This is a genomic window from Deltaproteobacteria bacterium IMCC39524 (genome assembly GCA_029667085.1).
In the GTDB taxonomy this organism is placed as follows: Bacteria; Desulfobacterota; Desulfuromonadia; order Desulfuromonadales; family BM103; genus M0040.
Genome location: JARUHJ010000003.1, coordinates 466,599 through 484,798, shown reverse-complemented (window position 1 = coordinate 484,798; position 18,200 = coordinate 466,599). Strand labels below are relative to the sequence as shown.

Annotated in this window: 15 protein-coding genes, 1 pseudogene and 1 riboswitch; of the genes and pseudogenes, 10 read left to right on the top strand and 6 right to left on the bottom strand. The window is 51.1% G+C overall.

The window, feature by feature from the left end:
* Positions 1-35: 35 nt before the first annotated feature.
* The 4 genes from P9J64_10380 to sixA form a co-directional block, all read right to left on the bottom strand.
* Positions 36-1,397 carry a DUF1329 domain-containing protein gene (locus P9J64_10380; protein ID MDG5468721.1) on the bottom strand — a complete coding sequence of 454 codons (1,362 nt, stop codon included), beginning with the start codon at positions 1,395-1,397 and terminating at the stop codon, positions 36-38.
* A gap of 18 nt (positions 1,398-1,415) precedes the next feature.
* Positions 1,416-3,455 carry a DUF1302 domain-containing protein gene (locus P9J64_10375; protein ID MDG5468720.1) on the bottom strand — a complete coding sequence of 680 codons (2,040 nt, stop codon included), beginning with the start codon at positions 3,453-3,455 and terminating at the stop codon, positions 1,416-1,418.
* 178 nt (positions 3,456-3,633) lie between these two features.
* Positions 3,634-4,206 (bottom strand): hypothetical protein, encoded by a 573-nt coding sequence (locus P9J64_10370; protein MDG5468719.1) that lies wholly within the window; start codon positions 4,204-4,206, stop codon positions 3,634-3,636.
* A gap of 30 nt (positions 4,207-4,236) precedes the next feature.
* Positions 4,237-4,701 carry a phosphohistidine phosphatase SixA gene (sixA, locus tag P9J64_10365; protein ID MDG5468718.1) on the bottom strand — a complete coding sequence of 155 codons (465 nt, stop codon included), beginning with the start codon at positions 4,699-4,701 and terminating at the stop codon, positions 4,237-4,239.
* Positions 4,702-4,827: 126 nt separating this feature from the next.
* Between sixA and P9J64_10360 the strand changes: the two genes are divergently transcribed.
* Together P9J64_10360 and P9J64_10355 are read left to right on the top strand one after the other, a co-directional pair.
* Positions 4,828-5,067 carry an RND transporter gene (locus P9J64_10360; GenBank protein ID MDG5468717.1) on the top strand — a complete coding sequence of 80 codons (240 nt, stop codon included), beginning with the start codon at positions 4,828-4,830 and terminating at the stop codon, positions 5,065-5,067.
* Positions 5,068-5,077: 10 nt separating this feature from the next.
* Positions 5,078-6,127 (top strand): SO_0444 family Cu/Zn efflux transporter, encoded by a 1,050-nt coding sequence (locus tag P9J64_10355; GenBank protein MDG5468716.1) that lies wholly within the window; start codon positions 5,078-5,080, stop codon positions 6,125-6,127.
* On the opposite strand, the pseudogene P9J64_10350 reads toward P9J64_10355, so the two are convergent.
* Positions 6,120-6,407, bottom strand: a pseudogene (locus P9J64_10350) (ArsC family (seleno)protein). The gene P9J64_10355 and the pseudogene P9J64_10350 sit on opposite strands and share 8 nt — an antisense overlap.
* 463 nt (positions 6,408-6,870) lie before the next feature.
* On the opposite strand from P9J64_10350, the gene P9J64_10345 reads away from it, so the two are divergent.
* From P9J64_10345 to P9J64_10320, 6 genes are all read left to right on the top strand, one after another.
* Positions 6,871-7,635 (top strand): helix-turn-helix domain-containing protein, encoded by a 765-nt coding sequence (locus P9J64_10345; GenBank protein MDG5468715.1) that lies wholly within the window; start codon positions 6,871-6,873, stop codon positions 7,633-7,635.
* A gap of 246 nt (positions 7,636-7,881) precedes the next feature.
* Positions 7,882-10,509 (top strand): hypothetical protein, encoded by a 2,628-nt coding sequence (locus tag P9J64_10340; protein ID MDG5468714.1) that lies wholly within the window; start codon positions 7,882-7,884, stop codon positions 10,507-10,509.
* Positions 10,510-11,164: 655 nt separating this feature from the next.
* A riboswitch (cyclic di-GMP riboswitch) is annotated at positions 11,165-11,252 on the top strand.
* A 100-nt stretch (positions 11,253-11,352) separates the two neighbouring features.
* Positions 11,353-11,817, top strand: a complete 465-nt coding sequence (locus P9J64_10335) for a thermonuclease family protein (GenBank protein MDG5468713.1) — start codon at positions 11,353-11,355, stop codon at positions 11,815-11,817.
* Positions 11,818-11,920: 103 nt separating this feature from the next.
* Positions 11,921-12,151, top strand: a complete 231-nt coding sequence (locus tag P9J64_10330; protein ID MDG5468712.1) for a hypothetical protein — start codon at positions 11,921-11,923, stop codon at positions 12,149-12,151.
* A 284-nt stretch (positions 12,152-12,435) separates the two neighbouring features.
* Positions 12,436-12,702 (top strand): hypothetical protein, encoded by a 267-nt coding sequence (locus tag P9J64_10325; GenBank protein MDG5468711.1) that lies wholly within the window; start codon positions 12,436-12,438, stop codon positions 12,700-12,702.
* Between the two features lie 247 nt (positions 12,703-12,949).
* On the top strand, positions 12,950-13,456 hold the full coding sequence (locus P9J64_10320; protein ID MDG5468710.1) for a cytochrome C: 507 nt from the start codon (positions 12,950-12,952) through the stop codon (positions 13,454-13,456).
* 493 nt (positions 13,457-13,949) lie between these two features.
* Here P9J64_10320 and ettA read toward each other — a convergent pair whose 3' ends face one another.
* Entirely contained in the window at positions 13,950-15,626 is a 1,677-nt protein-coding gene (ettA, locus tag P9J64_10315; GenBank protein MDG5468709.1) for an energy-dependent translational throttle protein EttA, read from the bottom strand.
* A 225-nt stretch (positions 15,627-15,851) separates the two neighbouring features.
* Between ettA and P9J64_10310 the strand changes: the two genes are divergently transcribed.
* Both P9J64_10310 and P9J64_10305 read left to right on the top strand, forming a co-directional pair.
* Positions 15,852-17,132 (top strand): hypothetical protein, encoded by a 1,281-nt coding sequence (locus P9J64_10310; protein MDG5468708.1) that lies wholly within the window; start codon positions 15,852-15,854, stop codon positions 17,130-17,132.
* 315 nt (positions 17,133-17,447) lie between these two features.
* The gene (locus P9J64_10305) at positions 17,448-18,197 is read left to right on the top strand and encodes a transporter substrate-binding domain-containing protein (protein MDG5468707.1); all 750 of its coding nucleotides are present in this window, start codon (positions 17,448-17,450) and stop codon (positions 18,195-18,197) included.
* The last annotated feature ends 3 nt before the right edge of the window (positions 18,198-18,200 follow it).

Sequence of the window (18,200 nt, the reverse complement as noted above, 5' to 3'; positions counted from 1 at the left end):
CTGAGCCCGGCCGTTTCAGCTAAGGTTATACGCTGTTAGCGCTTGCCGGAACGACGCAATGCCGAGGCTGTAAATTCCTTACCACTGAATTTTACATCAAAATTGTACATTGAGTGCTCATTGTTGAGATTAATTGCAATATAACGTCCCGATTGCAGGTCGTAATGAGTCTCAACTGTCGACCAGAAGGTCGGTACTTCGTAGTAGTTGATGCAATGACCTTCGGAAACACGCCAGAGTTGATCGCGGCTGTCGTACTGGTCCATGGCCAGAATCTGCCAGGTGTCTTCGTCAACATAGAAGGTCCGCCTTTTGTAGATATGGCTGGTGCCTTCCTTGAGCGTTGCCTCAACCACCCAGACACGATGCAGTTCGTAGCGCAGGTAGTCGGGGTTCAGGTGCAAGGGAGTGAGGATATCCTTGTACTTGAGTTTGTCGCTGTGCAGCAGGTAGCTGTTGTAAGGAACATAGATCTCTTTTTTGCCAACCAGCTCCCAGTTATAGCGCTCGGGGCTGCCGTTGTACATGTCAACCGTATCGCTGGTGGTCAGGCCATCGCCGCCCTCTTTTGGATTATCGAAAGCAACATTTGGAGCACGACGCACACGACGCTGACCGGGATTATAGAGCCAGGCACGACGGTTTTCCTTGTTCTGGTCAAGTGTCTCATGGACTAGCAGGATGCGCCCGGCGACACGGGCGGGAGCGAAGATCTCCTGCTTGAAGGTGGCGATAGTGTTGTTGAACTTCTCTTCCGTCATCCCTTCATGGCTGTAACGAAAATCACCCTTTTCATTGAACTCGACCATGGTGAAATCACCACCGCGAGTCATCGGTGCAAGGCCGAAGTTACGATCGAAAGCATTGCCGCGCCAACGCAGGATATGATTCCAGATGACCTCGACCCCTTTCTCCGGAATCGGGAAAGGAATGCCGTTGATGGCTCCGTTCACGCCGTTGTCACCCTCTGCCAGCGTTGCTGTTACCGCAACGGCTTTGGTTGCATCGTAGATGCGTTGTGGCATTGCTGCACTGCGATGGGTCGGGTAGACATTCATCTTGTACGACGGGTAAGCCTCGAGCATGGCTTGTTGCCCGACCGTCAGTTTGTCGGCGTATTGGCCCATGTTGTCGGCTGTAACGGTAAAGAGAATCTTGTCGGCGGCATAAGGGTCAGGATGATGCATGCCCTTCTCGTAGCTGGCTGGTGGTGTGGTGATGCCACCGTCCCAGGCAGGAATGGTGCCATCGGCGTTGCCGGCTTTTTCGCCACCCATCGGAGTGAGGTCCTTGCCAAGTCGAGCGGCTTCGTCGGCAGAAACCGCCGCAAAGCCCTGGCTGGTCAAAAGCAGGCCGGCCATTAGAAATATCGATAATTTGCAAATTGTTTTTTTCATAATTCTCCCTCCTTCGGATTAGAAGGAATACTTAATATTGAGGGCAACGAAATCGCGATCATTCAACAAATTATAGCGACTTGCACCAAAATAATTTGTATAGCTCAGGTCTGCAGACCAGGTGCTCTGGTAGCTCGCTCCAATACCATAAGTGACCGCTTTGCGATCTTCAATGAAGCTGCCTCCCGGACCTGGAGTGTTGCCATCGACGTCGTGTGACCAAGCGATCCGGGGAGAGAGGGTGACTGCACCTACCGCGTTATTAAAATCCATCTTAGCAACCGCGCGGTAGCCCCATGAGGTCGCATCTGCAAAGACGTCTGATGATTCAGCTGACTTGCCCGCATGCGCTCCTCCGGCAGCCGCCTGATCGGGATTACCTGTTACGTATGTGCCCGCCGATTCAAAGCGCATATCGCTCTTGCTGGGCATCCCATGGACATGGGTCACACCGGCTTCACCCACCATTACGAACTGATCCGCACCAAAGGTCGGGCCGAAAAGTTTAGTCATGGTCATCTGTAGTTGAGAGACATCCTTCTCTTCATAACCACGGACATAAGTGTCAAGTCCTAGATTCCCACCATTTGTGAGCTGATTGTCTGAAAAGGGGAACAACGGATTAATATCCCCTAGAGGGCTCAGGGCGGCCAGCAACAATTCAACATCATCAACCTGTAATGGCGCGTCCTTATGATACGAGTACTCACCCTGCAAGGAAGCGCCGATGCTGTCCAGCGCCGTATTGAAGCTCACTCCGTAAACTTTAATGTCCTCCGGGTATTCAACCTTGTATTTTGCCGTCTGGGCATACTCGTTGACGATATAAGCGTTTGCTAGGCTAGCGTTGCCAGTTGTTGCCGCATTGACCGCGCCTGTTGCAACCGCTTGGGCCTCAGCAGGGTCAAGCCCTTCACCAATACCCGCCAACGTTCCGTTCGTTATACCAGCTGTAACCGCAGGAGGAATGGATGCTGGATTATTCGGGTCATAGACAGCGGCAAAAGTCCCAATTCCAGTCAACGCCCCCGTAGCTTTGGCGAAGCCAGTTTGAGTTCCCGTCACGCCACTCAGGGTCGGCAGTCGGCTGTGATAATTGATGAAGTAAAACCCGAATTCTGTGTCATTCAGGCCCGGTGCATAGACACGCATCGCTAAACCATACTGACCGTCATCGGAGGGTTTTTCATCTCCGGCACGAGGAACCATCATGAAGCGATCATCTGTGATTTCAAACGGTATTACTCCCCCCTGCCAACTGGTACCGAGATCCGACCAGTCACCAAAACCGAGAAGGACCCTGTCACCACTTTCACCGGGAATATCGTTGCTACTCCAGTAGAAACCGGTGGGGTCAATCTCGACCTTTTCCCAGTCGTACTGGTAAAAACCTTCAAAGGTCAGGTTTTCTGTCGGGCTGATTGAGGCCGAGACCATGCCGACCGGCACAAGACCCTCTTTGAGTTCAGCGCCGGGAACACGCAGTTTACTAACATCAAAGGGGTTGATGATGTTAATGCCATTCTGAATGAAAGTACTTTCACCCCAACTCAGGACCTGGTCACCAACGCGAAGTTGAGCAGGCATATCACCGAGTTCGAAGTTCCCCCAGATATAGGCATCAAGAAGTTCTGCGTCCTTACCGACCAGGTCTTTAGCGTCATCGCTCAGTTGGGTTCTTTCCCGATCTTCATCATAGTTTTCGAAGTCGTAGAAAGCAGAACCACGTAAAAAGAGGCCAAAATTGTCATGCCTGAGGTCCAGATCACTGGTGATTTTAGCGAGACTGCTGAACGCGTCGTCCCTGTCGTAATTCAAATTGCCGTCGTCACCGTTAACGGAATAAGCTCGTCCGCCATTGGCCAAGCCGACAATATCCTTATCCTGATCTGACATCCGCCAGCTCATACCGTAGGAAATTGTACTGTCGAGACTACCCTCCACCTCGCCAAAATCGAACTGGAACGCCGCTGCCGGAGTTCCACAAAGCATTGCCAGCAGAACGGGCAGAACAACCCCCAGCCGGCCGTGACTCTTCAACCCTTGCAGATTCATCATGTCACCTCCTGATTATGTACCGAAAACAACCAACCCAATCGAAACCAGACCATAAAAAACGTCAAAGACGTTGCTTCAAATTTTCGAAGCAACGTCCTTTATACAACAATAGACTTTAAAACAAAACGTTATTCTATTGACGCTTGCCACAGCAGAAAGCTGTTGTAACTCAATAACATTATTGCAGTTGTCCAGATAAAAAAGTGTATTCAGAGAGAAGCTTTCCTTCTTCTGAATAGGTGCGATAGAGGCCATCCACTTCGCCGTTGCTGTAAGAGAATTCATGCTCCACCTGTCCTGAGGGAAAGAAGGTTGTTGCGGGGCCATTGAGAACACCTTGGCTGTAGGTGACCATCTGCTTTGCCTGACCCGTTCCGTAGAAGGTCGTATAGACACCATCAACCTGACCTGCAACGGTCTGGTAGAGTTCTGTCTTTTGACCTTCCAGGTCAAAACGGGTGACTTCCTGACGCCCCTCTTCGAGCGGTTTGACCTGCCACTCCACGGAACCGTCGGCACGATACCCTTCCGTTTTATCCGCTTGTCCGGCAACGTAGGTCTCTCGAGAGATCAGTTCACCGGTCTCGCTATACCACCTGGCTTCACTAATGACACCCTCTTCAAAAAGATACTCCCATTTGGTCTGTCCATCGTCATAGAAGCCTTTGCCTGCAGCAGAGACGGTCGAGGCCATGCTTCCGGCTGTGAAGACCAGAAACAGGAATAGCAAAAAAAGTGGTCGCTTGGTCATGATGAAAATCTCCTGATATAAGGGGCCCGATCAGACGGCCAGCTGTTGTGTGGTAAGCGAAAATTCCAGGCGGGCGGGGTGTGAGGAAGAGATCTCGAAGCAGGCCAGACCGGCATTTTCGAAATGCATCTCTCCCCCCTGTAATAGCTGCGAACTCAATCTCCCCAGCTGGGGCATGTGACCAACGACCAGGACGCTGCTTTGTGGCGACTCTTTCTGTAGCAGGTCGAGAAGCTCTTGCGGTTGGCTCTGCGGCAACACGGCCTCCGTGGTCAGGATGTCACTATGCGGGAAACGCACTCCCTCGGCAATCAGCGCTGCCGTCTGGTGCGCGCGCCGTTTGGGGCTGGTCACGATCAGGTCAAAGGTCAGGCCGAGACGCTTGATACCCTTTGCGGCAGCTTTTGCCTGATTAATACCCGCCGGACTGAGGGGTCTTGCCTGATCTTCTTCCGAAGAGTAGGCAAGCGCATGCTGCATCAGATATACTTTCATTGAGAGGTGCCTTTCATAAGGTTGAGGCTTAAAGGGTGATTCAATATCACAGCTTAACCTGTTTGACAGGACTGTTCAATCATGCATGATAGCAATCGACAAAACCGGAGAGGAGAAGGGTAAAATATGATCAGAAAGTTTTTCAACGCCATACCCTGGACATTTCTGCTGCCTGTGGCAATCCTTCTGGCCCTGACGCCTTTCAAACCTGAACCCCACTTGGTTGAGAAATTACGCATGCTTGCCAATGGCCTGCTGACTCGCCCTGTGGATATCTTTGATCTGTTTATGCACGGCGGGCCCATATTGCTGGCTTTTGCTAAACTTCTTATCGTGCGCAACAATACACCAGCAAATGAGAACTGAAGGCTAGGTAATGATAGAGTTTTTCCAACATCAGCTGATTGAGACCTGGCGTATTTTCACCGAAGCCGCCCCCTATGTCATCTTCGGCTTTCTTGCCGCCGGCGTAATCAAGGCCATCGTACCCGAAGATGCCGTCGCCAGGCATCTGGGTGGTCGTTCAACCATGGCGGTTATCAAGGCTTCTCTCTTTGGCATACCTCTGCCGCTCTGCTCCTGCGGTGTGATCCCGGCCGCGATCGGTTTACGCAAACAGGGGGCGGGGCGGGGGTCCTCGGCTGCTTTCCTGGTGTCGACTCCGGAGTCGGGGGTTGATTCAATTGCCATCACCTGGGCGCTGCTCGATCCGGTGATGACGGTCATACGCCCCATTGCTGCGTTTATTACCGGAACCCTAACCGGTATCCTGATCAATCTATTGCCGGAAGAGACCACGGAACTTGACGTTGAGCAGAATGATTGCGGATGCCAGAGCTCCTGTTGTGAATCAGAGTCTCATGCTGAGGCGCCCTTGGCCAGACGCATGGCTGCTGGTGTTCATTACGCCTTTGGTGAATTACTGAAAGATATCGGTGGTTGGTTACTGATCGGTGTACTGGTTGCCGGGTTGGTGGCGACGCTTTTACCGGACGATTTCTTTGCCCTGCTCTTTGAGCATCAGGCCGCGTCTCTCGTGCTGATGTTGCTGGTGGGTATCCCTCTTTACATGTGCGCCAGTGCCTCGACTCCGGTTGCCGCAGCACTGGTTCTCAAAGGACTGTCGCCCGGGGCCGCTCTCGTCTTCTTGCTCGCCGGGCCGGCGACCAACGCGGCCACCTTGACGGTTGTTGCACGTTTCTGGGGAAGAAAGGCAACCATGGTGTATCTTGCCGTAATCTCCTGCTGCTCACTTTCTCTTGGTTGGCTGACTAACGAATTCTACGCCTGGGCAGGTATCGATATCAGCCGCTGGGTTGCACCGGCAGAGGATCACTCTGCCGGCGGTTGGCACACCTTTGCGGCCATTGTTCTGCTAGCCCTGATTGCAAGAGCGTTTTACCTCTCCCGCGGCAGAGCTACTTAAACGTATCTTCGTAAAGGTCGGCGTTGAAGCCGATTACGAATTGATCCTTGATTCTGTAGGTTGGTGCCCGCAAGTTGCCGCTCGGCCCCATCGCCTGTTGAAGGAGGGCCTCTTTCTCTTCAGAACCCGTTGTAAAAGTCTGTACCTTCTTGCCCTTGGCGACGATTACTGAATTTGCGGTTTTCAGTAAAGTCCAGGCCTCTTCCTCATCAATTCGAGTTTTTCTCGCATCAACAACTTCACTGGTGCTCACCTGCTTTGTCTCAAGAAACTCCTGAGCATTTTTACAAGACGTTCAACCTTTTCTCAAATAGGCCCAATCAATGTTCATTTCGGTCTCCTTTTAGTTGGCCACCATGTGACTCATGGTGCGGGGAAAAGCCTATGGATAATACTTGTTTCGGACCCCATGTACCGTGAGCAAGAACTGTGGCGAAGCCGGGCTCTTTTGATACACCCAGTAAAGCATTCGCCTGTTTTCGTGTCGTCATGGGGAGGTCAATAGATTGTAAAAAAATGTCATAACTTTAGTTTAGACTGAATATGAAAGGGTATCAACATCTTGTCCCATGTTCGAGCACGGCGTTGAGGGCTAAATAATATAAGGGATGGTCCCTATAATTAAGGGACACCCCTTTTCTTTGACCTCAAATCCTGACCAGGTATAATTGGCATCACTTTATTTGTATAGCTTTCTGAGAATACAGATTGTGTTACTCAACCAAGGAAACAGGCCTTACCAGATGATCCGTAAATTCCCGATTATTATTGCTTGCGCACCAGAAGACGTTTCATTTTACCGCAATTTCCCCTTGCCCAGTGAGGAGCTCCAGGTTGTTCATTATGGCCAGGCCTTCTGCTCTGTCCTGCTTCAAGAGATTGACCTGATAATACTCGACTGTGGCTTTGATCCCCGGCTGGGGTTGCGACTGCTGGAAGATTTCAAGGCGCGTTTCTCTAGTGTTCCCATTCTGTTTGTGACAGGACAGAGCTCAGAGGAGATTATCCTTCGGGCATTCAAGCTCGGCGCCCGGGATTTCTTTCAAAAACCTTTGTCGGTATTCAATGTGAGCCGTACCACTATGGAACTGCTGAAAGCCAAACGTGAGGTGCGAGAACATCTACGAGTTCCCACCGTTAGCGAGAGCGAGCAGCCAGCAAACGGCACTCTTTGCCAGATCGGGGTCCTTCAGCCTTCTATCATGAAAGTGGTTTGTCACATCGAGTCAAACTATCATATGGCGATCAGTCTGGACCAGATGGCCACCCTGGCAAGCATGAGCAAGTACCATTTTGTCAGGCTTTTTAGGCGCGAGGCCGGCATGAGCCCGGTTCGTTATCTGAAGTTCGTACGCATACAGAGAGCCAAGGAGCTGCTCAAGAGGGCAGATCTGTCCGTACTGTCAGCCGCGCATCGGGTCGGGTTCCAGGATGTAAGCAACTTTAATAAGAATTTTAAAAACATCGAAGGCTGCACGCCCAGCCAGTATCGCGCAAGGCTGTTCTGATTCTGTTACTGTAGGCGCTCTCTTGTAGCTTCCCCTCTCTTCTTCTTGAGATTAAAAGCAATTATCGCCAAGAAACAAGCAATTACGACCATGATCAATTCTCTAATTAAGAGTACTATTATCCTGTTTTGAGACGCTTCCTGTTCGTCAGCGTGACTTAAGTCGACCTAAGCAGGTTTTGTTTCACCCATAATTATCTCGGTGCTGCTTTTGAAACAGCCCGGCAATGTTACTTTCGGAGGTGTAATGATGAGAAGGGCTCTTTTGCTGTCGTTGTTGTTTGTCAGTTGCTTTGTCACTTATGGCTTTACTGCCGACGTTGTGCCATCGGCGATTGATCAACCGGGCACTCAACCGCAGGAGGTCAGCAACCTTGAGTCGCCAGATAAATGCGACAATTGTCATGGCGGCTACAATACTGCGACCGAACCCGCTTTCAACTGGCGAGGAAGCATGATGGCCAACGCCGGTCGAGATCCAATTTTTTGGGCCACTCTGGCAGTAGCCGAACAGGACTTCGATGGCGCGGGCGACTTATGTATCCGCTGTCACAGCACGGCGGGCTGGTTGGGTGGACGCTCCACTCCGACCGATGGATCAGGTCTGGCCGCGGGAGATTCGGATGGTGTGGAATGCGACTTCTGCCACAAGATGACCGATCCAAGCAACACCGACCCGATCCTTAAGGGTGTCATGGCCGCCCCCTTTACTGCCAATGACCAGCTTAACGGCGAGCCCTTCTATGGCAGTGGCATGTCATCCATCTGGGGCGGGTCCGAAAAACTCGGCCCCTACAGCGATGCTGAAGCACGACATCAGTTCATGAAGAACGACTTTATCCGTTCGGTCGATTTCTGCGGAACCTGTCACGATGTTTCCAACCCAGCGGTCGGTAATCTGGCCCATAATTTTGGTGCCCAGCCGGAATTCCTTGCTACAGAGAAAGCTAAACTCGTTCAGGATATATCGCCGAACGAAAGCCCCAAGAATTATACGAGCAAAACCGCTTTCAACAACAAGCCCTACCAGTACGGTGTTGTCGAAAGGACCTTCAGCGAATATAAGGCGGGGCTAGTTTCCCAAACCCTGGTCGATGATTATCCCAACCTGCCGACGGACCTTCAGGGCGGGGCTTTAAAGGCAATCTATGAAGCGGCGACGGACTTCGGCACCAAGAGCGGCAACTACGCCGATGGCGACCCCCGTTATTACAGCTGTCAGACTTGTCACATGCGCCCGGTCTTCGGCCAGGGTTGCAACAAGAACCCGCCGTTCCGCAACGACCTGCCCCTGCATGATATGACCGGTGGCAATTACTGGATGCCGCAAGCCATCAAGTACCTCGATACCCAGGACAAACTGCGTCTTGGCGGCGGACTTAACAGCCTCCAGGTTGCGGCGCTGGATGCCGGCGCACTGCGCGCCAAAGAACAACTGAACCTGGCAGGTTCCCTGACGGTCGATAACAATGCACATACTGTCAAGGTGGTCAATCACACGGGGCACAAACTGATCTCCGGCTACCCCGAAGGTCGCCGTATGTGGCTGAAGATTACCTGGATGGACTCCAGCGACACTGTCGTTCGAACCGATGGCGACTATGGCGAGATCGGTGTTACCGTCAACGGCGTGCAGGTTCGCTCGATCAAGGACCTGGACGATCCGAACACCAAGATTTACGAAGCGCATTACGGCCTCGATCAGGGGTGGGCGGCACAGCTTATCGACCTCGGTTATCCAGCGGATCTTCCCCTTGGATTTGACCGTACGAACGGTGCCGTTGAGCATACCCTCGGTGAGCTGGCAGCGGCCCCTGTTGGCACCGCATTTGAGACCTTCCATTTCGTGATCAACAACGTGGTGCACAAGGACAACCGGATCCCACCCTACGGTATGGACTACGAGGCAGCGCGACTGCGCAACGCCCTCCCGGTTCCCGCTGACCAGTATAATGGTGGCCCGGGCAAGACCTATGACTACTTCGATACCGTCGCTCTGAACCCGCCACAGGGGGCGACCAGCGCAACCATCGAGCTGCTCTACCAGCCGACCAGCTGGGAATACATCCAGTTCCTTGACCTTGCCAACACCCTGGAGCCCGGGAGCTTCCTCGCCAATGAAGGCGCCTACATGCTCGAAGCCTGGCTCAACACCGGCATGGCCGAGCCGTATGTCATGGCTTCTGCAACCTGGGGGAGTGCCCCGCCGCAATGTAACGCGACGGCACCGACACTTGAGTCGGCCACACCAGGCAACGCTCAGGTCAGCTTGAACTGGACAGCTGAAGCCGGCGTCGATGGTTACAAGGTTTACTATGATCAGGCCGGCAAATCGCAATTGGTCGCCGATGTTGGGGCTGCGACCTCCTTTACGGATACAGGCCTGACTAATAGCTCGGAATACTGCTACAAGGTCTCCTCATATACCGCCGAGTGTGAGTCGGATTTCAGCAATATCCTTTGCGCGATCCCTAATAATCCCGGCCAGAACAACCTTGAAGCAACTTTAGCCACCGGTCGGTATGAGACCACGGGTAAGGGCAAGACCAAGGTCATTACATTTGTGACCACAACGATCTTCTCCGTGGGTGATGGAGTAATCCTTCGCGCTACCGTACTCGATGAGGCGACAGGGCTACCTGTTCCCAATGCGACGGTTAATATCGACATCAGCGGTCCGCAGGCAGCCTCCTTAACGACCGGGCCAAGCGATAGCAATGGTGTTGCTGAGGCAACCTGGCAGACGCAGGCGCCGAATCGGAAAGGACAGGGAGGTACGACGCCTGGTAATTATACGGCAACGACCACCGATGTGACGGCATCAGGTTATACCTGGGATGGTGTCATGACGACCACAGCGTTTACCCTGCAATAGTTCAAACCAAATAGTTGCCAGTGACGATAACTGGCGACACCTGAAGATGAGAAACGGGGACAGATCAATGATCTGTCCCCGTTTTTTTGGCATTTCTGTGAATCTAGTGGCATCAAGAAAATGCGAGGATAAAAAAGAAATCTCTTTCGATCCAAAGGCCAGACTCCTTAAAAGGTCTATGAGATATTTTTGAGAGGCATATGCTATAAATTAATTCCATGATGAACCAAAGCATCTGATACTTTGGCAGCTTTTTGTTCAAGGTCTTGTCATTCTTAAAGAGGAACGCCTGAGGAAATGAACGTTAAAGCTCTTCTTTATTTGGCACTTCTCCTCGCATTGGCAGGCTGTACCGGAGGGATGAGAGTAATAAATGAACCCTCTGCAAACAAGGAACAAGCGATTAAGCACTTAATAATGAATCATTCTCTTACAAAAAAGCACTATCACACCAAAGGGAAAAGCGATCAGCGCACTAACCGCATGTTGGCGTGGATTGAGCTGTCCAGGAACTGAATGTTTAGCTGAGAAGAATTCTTCAAGTCGACTCAAGGCCACCCATATGAGGTAAAAAAACGCAGACTACAGCAATTGATTAAAATTGGTTTACGTTCGCGGATTAAATGTTATCTTTAATCCACTATTCGTCAAGCTGAGTAGAAATAGCCAAACCTGCCGTGAGGCAGGGACGGAAAGCCACGGGTCTTGCATCTTTTCCTGCTGAAGATAGCCGAGCTGCCAAAACATTAAATGTATTGGCAGCTTTTTTATTTTGGGAATTGGTCATAACACGGTGGACCAATCATTTATCTGTTTCAGGTTTTCTCGTTAAAGGGCCTCGGCATGAAATGCTTATCTAAACTTTCCATTTGTTTGACTTTCATAATACTGATTTTCGCCAGTCAAGCCTGTGCAAATTTTTTTACGGGACATGTCGTGGAGGTGGTCAATGATTACACGCTTAAAGTTCTTGTTGATGATGAGGTAAAGCTTGTCCGTCTGGCTGAAATCATTAGTCCGAACATAAGGTTTGGTTCCATCAGTTGCAAAGAGCAGGCAAAAGAATTTCTCCTGGAAGTGACTTCTGGAAAGGAAGTTACCTTAGAATTTTGGGCGACAGATGTTGTCGGTAGAATTGTTTGCAAGGTTTTTCTGTCCGATGGGTCGAGCTTGGGAGAACTCCTGGTCTCAAAAGGATATGCCCTGCAGGACAGTTATTATAGCTCCGATCCTGAGCTGAGCCATTTAGAGAGGGTTGCCAAAAAAAACAAATACGGCGTATGGAAAGACGCGGCCTCGATCTTATGAATATAATTTTGAAATTTCACGGTAGGTATTCATACAACAGAATACTTACACCACCTGTTTAATTTTCTATATGCTTATATGCGATTTCAAATGGAGTATGCACATGAAAATTAAATTTTTAATTGCCCTTGGACTGTCTGTTGCGTTATCGGGTTGCATGGGAATCGTTCCGGGAAAAGAACCCCATCCAGAGCCACTATCGATTTCTGATCAGGGAAATAGAGCGATTACTAGTTTTGAATTTCAGGGTAAAAACAGTAAAAAAGAGCTCGCAAGCGAGCGTCACGTTTCACGCATGATGGCTTGGATTAATATTTCGACGGATCAACCGTAACGGAAGGTGTTAAAAGCCTGGTCCTCAATCTTCAGGCCAACAGTCTTCTTCGTTAGGCTCTGCCCAGGAGAGGAAGCTCACTTCTTATTGCAGCGAGCTTCAGGCTCCTCGTTATTAAGCAAATTTATGGCCGCCAGGGTTCGATCCCCGGCGGTCTTTCTTGTAATGCCGTCGTTCTGGCTCACACCCCGAATCAGATGAAATTGACAACTGAAATTCGATAGCATAACTTTAGGGTATGGCAGAATTGAATAAAAATCTAAACCGATAGAAAGGAACATTAAATGCGTGACTTTTTTGTTGACCGTTTCGCGAACCTGAACATTGCCGATGGGGTCGCCCGTCTTGATTTTGTAAGGGTTGAAAATATTAATGCCGAGAAAAAACAAGTAACAATGTCGCCTTCTTTACGTCTTGCCCTTCCCTTTGAGGCGTTTATGCAGATGGCGGAACAGTTTTCCAAGGTTCGGGAAGAAATTCTCAAGAAAAACAGCGAACAGGCCGCAGCGGTAGCTGGGCCAAAAGGTGTCGGAACCAAGGGCGCTCACTAAAAAGAGAGAGATCATAAGAAATGGCCTGTTATCCTATGGATGGGCCATTTCTTAGCCTTGCACGATATGTGCGAGGAAAAACGATTTCTTATTGGTCGCCGCAAATTCAATTCGCGAGTGATATTCAGGCCGTCGATGAAAACGCCAGATCATTTCCAGTAGAGCTTCCGCAGACCTGATCTTCATTATCAGGTGACATAGAAAACACCCGGAATTTTGACATCAGTGAGGAGCTAAGGAAAGTTAGATGTATTACAAGCTTATTGTCTCGCTTATAGTCATGCTCATCCTGGCCTACGGCTGCGCAGAACCTGATAAGCCGCTGTCTGACATCGAGAGTCTACGCCAACAAATGACCGATGTAGAGCGTGGCCGTTATGTGGTTGAAATAATGGGTTGCAATGACTGTCATACCCCAGGCTACCTGGTTAGAAGGTCTAACCTCCCGGCAGAAGACTGGTTGGTTGGGAGTACCCTGGGGTTCCGCGGTTATTTCGGTACGACTTACCCAACCAACCTGCGGCTAGCGGTTTGGAACATGTCAGAAAAGGATTGGTTGATCCTCGCCAAGAAGATGCGTGAGGGGTCGGTGATGGCTGATGTCATGCTGCCCGAGACTGCGGATCAGGACCTGCGGGCAATCTACAGATTTATCAGGTATCTCGGTCCGAAAGGGACGCCAGCACCAGCCTCCTTGCCAAAGGGAGTGCAGCCGACGACCCAATATATTGACGTCCCGATCCGACCGCATTAAACACAGAGTCACGAGGGACGTCTTTTGCCTAAACCCCCGTTCAAGTGTAGGCTGGTGAAATCTCAGTAGATGGTTAAGGATTGGATATGGAACAAGTCTTTCTGTGGGGGATAACGATTGCAGCCTCCCTCTTTTTTGCCGGGATCCTTTATCTTATTGCCAGGAAGCGAGGAGCAAACAAGAACTTTTGGGCGATGATGGGCTTCCTTGTCGGACCTTTTGCTCTCCTGTTTGTGTTTTTTTCCAAGAGGACAAACGTGTAAATGGTATTGCCGGGGGCCAAGCCTCTTTTGCTGCTTGGTGATGTCCGGCATCTTCTTCCTACAGGTAACGACAAAACAAAGGCCACCAGGGTTCGCCCCTGATGGCCTTTCCTGCAAGGCAGGATAAACATTTTGTAAACTTCTTTTGAGCTAACCTTCAAGCAGCCTCCACAACCCTACTGCCGGCTTCCTTCTCACGCTTGTTCCAGCAACTCTCCACAAACTCAGAATTACTGTCGGGTAAGGCTGCGATATCGAATCCGGTGCGGCTGATCGGCATCTTTGCCGAGGCGTTTCTTGCGATCCTCTTCGTACTCGGAATAGTTCCCTTCGAACCAGACCACCTGGGAGTCTCCTTCAAAGGCAAGGATATGCGTGGCGATGCGGTCAAGGAACCAGCGATCGTGGCTGATAATAACAGCGCAACCGGCAAAGTTTTCAACAGCTTCTTCCAGAGCGCGTAGCGTATTGACATCAAGGTCATTGGTCGGTTCGTCAAGCAGCAACACATTCGACTCTTCACGCATGATCTTGGCGAGGTGTACGCGGTTGCGCTCACCGCCTGAGAGGACACCAACCTTCTTCTGCTGATCCCCCCCGGAGAAGTTGAAGCGGGCAACATAGCCGCGGGAATTGACCAGCTTGTTGCCAAGCATCATCTGATCCTGGCCACCGGTAATCTCCTCAAAGATCGTCTTGTCGCCATCAAGCGGGCGGTCCTGGTCAACGTAAGCGAGTTTAACCGTATCACCGACCTTGAAACTGCCGCTATCGGGCTGCTCCTGGCCGGTAATCATGCGAAACAGTGTGGTTTTACCGGCACCGTTGGCTCCGATGATGCCGACGATCCCGCCGGGAGGTAGCATGAAGTTAAGATGCTCATAGAGCAGTCTGTCACCATAGCCCTTGGCAACGTCATTCGCTTCGACAACGATGTTGCCAAGACGTGGTCCCGGCGGAATGTAGATCTCCATTTCGCTCTCACGATCTGCAGCGTCCTGCCCAAGCAGCTTCTCGTAGGAGTTGATACGGGCCTGGCCCTTAGCATGGCGCGCCTTGGGGCTCATGCGAATCCACTCGAGCTCGCGCTGCAAAGTCTTCTGACGATTGCTTTCAGCTTTCTCTTCCTTACGCAGGCGCTCCTGCTTCTGCTCCAGCCAGCTGGAGTAGTTGCCTTTCCAGGGGATGCCGTGACCACGATCGAGTTCAAGAATCCAGCCGGCCACGTTATCGAGAAAGTAGCGATCGTGGGTGACCGCAATAATGGTGCCTTCATAACGCTGCAGGTGCTGCTCCAACCAGCCGACAGTTTCGGCATCAAGATGGTTAGTCGGCTCATCAAGAAGCAAGATGTCAGGTTTTTGCAGCAGGAGTCGACAGAGTGCGACACGTCGCTTTTCACCGCCGGAGAGGACACCCACCCTGGTGTCTCCCGGAGGGCAGCGCAGGGCGTCCATAGCATGGTCAAGTTTCGAATCAAGCTCCCAGGCATCGAGTGCATCGAGTTTGTCCTGCACCACCGCCTGACGATCACAGAGTTTTTCCATGTCGGCATCAGGGTCAGCAAACGCTGCGTTGATTTCTTCAAACTCTTTGAGCAGATCGACTGTTTCCTGAACGCCCTCTTCGACCACTTCACGAACGGTCTTGTCGCAATCAACCAACGGCTCCTGCTCGAGGAAGCCGACGCTGTACCCCTCGGAGAGGATGGTCTCGCCATTGTATTCCTTATCGATGCCCGCCATGATCTTGAGCAAGGTCGACTTACCCGAGCCGTTAAGACCGAGGACGCCGATTTTGGCGCCGTAGTAGTAGGAAAGGGAAATGTCCTTGATGATTTTCTGGCTGTTGTAGCTCTTGTTGACGCCCATCATCGAGTAGATGATTTTTTTGGTATCTTCGCTCATAAGGTTAATTCCTGATTAAAGTGTTGTTGAATCATCGGCTTATACACCATCTGCGGCTTGGGAGCAAGGTCCACAGGCAGATTCGCCCGGTTATCAGAGAACCGGTGACCAATGTCCCCTCGAACCCTTTCGCAGCGTTAATTCCTGTTTTTGGTTTACAAGGTTGACACTTTCTTCCTGAAGGAGTTCAATCATCGGTAAAAATCCATCGAGAGGTCAGGATAAATGAGTTTTTTAAAGAAGATGTTCAGCAAGAAAAACCCTGTAGAGGAGATGCGTCAACTCTTTGCCCGTCAGGATTGGGCGGGTGTATTGAGTGCAGCAAAAAAGCTTGATCGTATTGAGCTGGAGGACGCCGTCCTTGCCGAGATCGGCAAGTGGGAAGAGCGGGCCGGCGATGCTCTAGCTAAGCTCAACCTTGAAGAAGGAACCTGGGCACAAAAGTCGGGGAATCTGTTGCGTGCTCGTGAAGATTACCAGCTGGCGATTGGCCAGGCCCGATCAGTCGAGCTGCGCAAGAGCGCCGAAGATGCGTTGATCGCCCTGGAACGTGGTGAGCTGCCGAAAGAAAAAGAACCGGAAGCCATCGAAAGTCCTGCCATCCATGCCGGTTGCAACAGTAGCTGCTCGACAGCGACAGGTCCGGAAATTGACCCTCAGGAAATCGATCTTGATGAAGAAGCCCGCCTGGAGTTACTGTTGGCGACCATGCCCGCCGAACTCGCAGAGCGCTACATGACTGCCGGCATGGAATTTCGTCAAGCGTGGCTGGCTGTTCAGGACAGTGAAGACAAACGTGCCCTGGAGCTGCTGGCAAAGGTTCCGGAAGCAGAACGCAATGGCCTCTTCCTCTTTGAGCGCGGCGCGCTGATGATCCGCGCAGGGCAGCTCAAAAAAGCCCATCAAGACCTGCTGGCGGCCTTGACTATCGAGCCAGACCTTTTCCCGGCGTTCGAGGCCCTGGTTGACGTGCTGGCCGCAACAGGTCGCATTGATGAAATGGAGCGCGCTCTTAAACAGAACCTGGCTGCAGAGCGTTTTGTCGGCTACTCGTGGGCCCGTCTGTCTGAATTGCATGCTCAGCGGCGAGAATTGGAACCGGCCCTGGCGGCTGGGCTCAAAGCCCTCGACGAAGGTATCGTGGACCCCGGCCTGATCTCGCTTTGTGCTCAACTCCAGGAGCAGGCGGAACGCTTCGATGAAACCGAAGACTTACTGATGCGTATGCCGGGCGGCGGCTGTGGCGGAGGGGCGCACCCCCTGTTGGCAGAATTCTGGCTTCGCCGTGGCAAGAACCTGGACCGGGCTCTCGAATCCTTTAAAGGGGCGATGCGCCAGGAGCGTGATAACCCACGCTGGCTGCTACGCATCTCGCAAGTCTACCTGGCGAAAGGGTGGCGCAAGGAAGCCTCCGAACAGGTCCAGAGGTTGATGAGCCAGGGAGAACTCCCCGAAGAGATTCGTGCAGAAGTCAAAGACGTGGCAGATCAACTACAACAGAAGTGATTTCCCGCGGGCTTACGACCAGGACCTCTTATAAACCAAGGCTCGCTCCGACTTCGGGCGCAGGGGGCGCTGGTTCGAGTCCAGTCATCCCGACCAGTATTTGCAAAGAGCGACCTTCTAAGGGGTCGCTCTTTCTTTTTGCCCACCGGACTGATTCCGGCCCAGTGGGCTGCCCTAACTGACAATGAGTAGAACAAGTCGCTTTCCGTGGGAGAGCCAGAATTAAATAGGGTTTCCTTCAACGACAAAACATATTGGATCATGTAAACTTTTTTATGCCAGTCTTCCTGAACCTTTTTTGGCAGGACAAATAGCATGTCAAATTCAGTTAGAAACAAAGTCCCTCTATTGTTAATCCTTATTTGCTCAATATTAATAGGGGGAGAGGAGAGCTGTTTTGCATTATCACGAGAAAAGGTGATTTTGACGACGCATAATTTGTACCCTTACGGCAGTTATCCAACAGAAGACAAACAAAAGATGATAGCGGATGAAACCTTTAAAGGTGTGGCTGTCGATCGGGTACGATGTGTTTTTAAAAAAATGGACATTCCTCTGGAAATTCAGGTCGTCCCATGGAGAAGAGCTCAACGGCTAGTTCAGCAGGGGCTTGCAGAGGGATTTTTTGCCGCGTCACAAAAAGATTCCAGGGATGAATATGCCGTAAAGTCTGCCATTATCGCCGATCAGAAATGGAACTGGTATCTCCTTAAAGGCAACCCCTTGTCTCCTGAAGACCCCTCCTTTAAAGAGTCAGCAACCGTTGGCGGCTTCTTGGGGGCAAACATGCTGGAATGGATGAAGGAGCATCACTACAATGTAACAACCACGCCCAAAGATACCGAAGGCTTACTGAAAATGCTTCTGGCTGGACGCGTTGATGCAGTTATGGCAAACAATTATGTGATGCAAGCCCTGCTGGAAAAGCATGAGGCAGAAGATCGGGTGAAGATCTATTTAAATATGAACAAACCGCTATCCGTTTATTTTTCAAAAAAATTCTTAAATTCGCAGCCCATATTCATGGACAACTTTAACAACCTGATTTCTGAATGCAGTTTATAAAAT

Coding starts and splice junctions, on each gene's coding strand:
- P9J64_10380 (MDG5468721.1), bottom strand. CDS start 1,397: ATGAAAAAAACAATTTGCAAATTATCGATATTTCTAATGGCCGGCCTG.
- P9J64_10375 (MDG5468720.1), bottom strand. CDS start 3,455: ATGATGAATCTGCAAGGGTTGAAGAGTCACGGCCGGCTGGGGGTTGTT.
- P9J64_10370 (MDG5468719.1), bottom strand. CDS start 4,206: ATGACCAAGCGACCACTTTTTTTGCTATTCCTGTTTCTGGTCTTCACA.
- sixA (MDG5468718.1), bottom strand. CDS start 4,701: ATGAAAGTATATCTGATGCAGCATGCGCTTGCCTACTCTTCGGAAGAA.
- P9J64_10360 (MDG5468717.1), top strand. CDS start 4,828: ATGATCAGAAAGTTTTTCAACGCCATACCCTGGACATTTCTGCTGCCT.
- P9J64_10355 (MDG5468716.1), top strand. CDS start 5,078: ATGATAGAGTTTTTCCAACATCAGCTGATTGAGACCTGGCGTATTTTC.
- P9J64_10345 (MDG5468715.1), top strand. CDS start 6,871: ATGATCCGTAAATTCCCGATTATTATTGCTTGCGCACCAGAAGACGTT.
- P9J64_10340 (MDG5468714.1), top strand. CDS start 7,882: ATGATGAGAAGGGCTCTTTTGCTGTCGTTGTTGTTTGTCAGTTGCTTT.
- P9J64_10335 (MDG5468713.1), top strand. CDS start 11,353: ATGAAATGCTTATCTAAACTTTCCATTTGTTTGACTTTCATAATACTG.
- P9J64_10330 (MDG5468712.1), top strand. CDS start 11,921: ATGAAAATTAAATTTTTAATTGCCCTTGGACTGTCTGTTGCGTTATCG.
- P9J64_10325 (MDG5468711.1), top strand. CDS start 12,436: ATGCGTGACTTTTTTGTTGACCGTTTCGCGAACCTGAACATTGCCGAT.
- P9J64_10320 (MDG5468710.1), top strand. CDS start 12,950: ATGTATTACAAGCTTATTGTCTCGCTTATAGTCATGCTCATCCTGGCC.
- ettA (MDG5468709.1), bottom strand. CDS start 15,626: ATGAGCGAAGATACCAAAAAAATCATCTACTCGATGATGGGCGTCAAC.
- P9J64_10310 (MDG5468708.1), top strand. CDS start 15,852: ATGAGTTTTTTAAAGAAGATGTTCAGCAAGAAAAACCCTGTAGAGGAG.
- P9J64_10305 (MDG5468707.1), top strand. CDS start 17,448: ATGTCAAATTCAGTTAGAAACAAAGTCCCTCTATTGTTAATCCTTATT.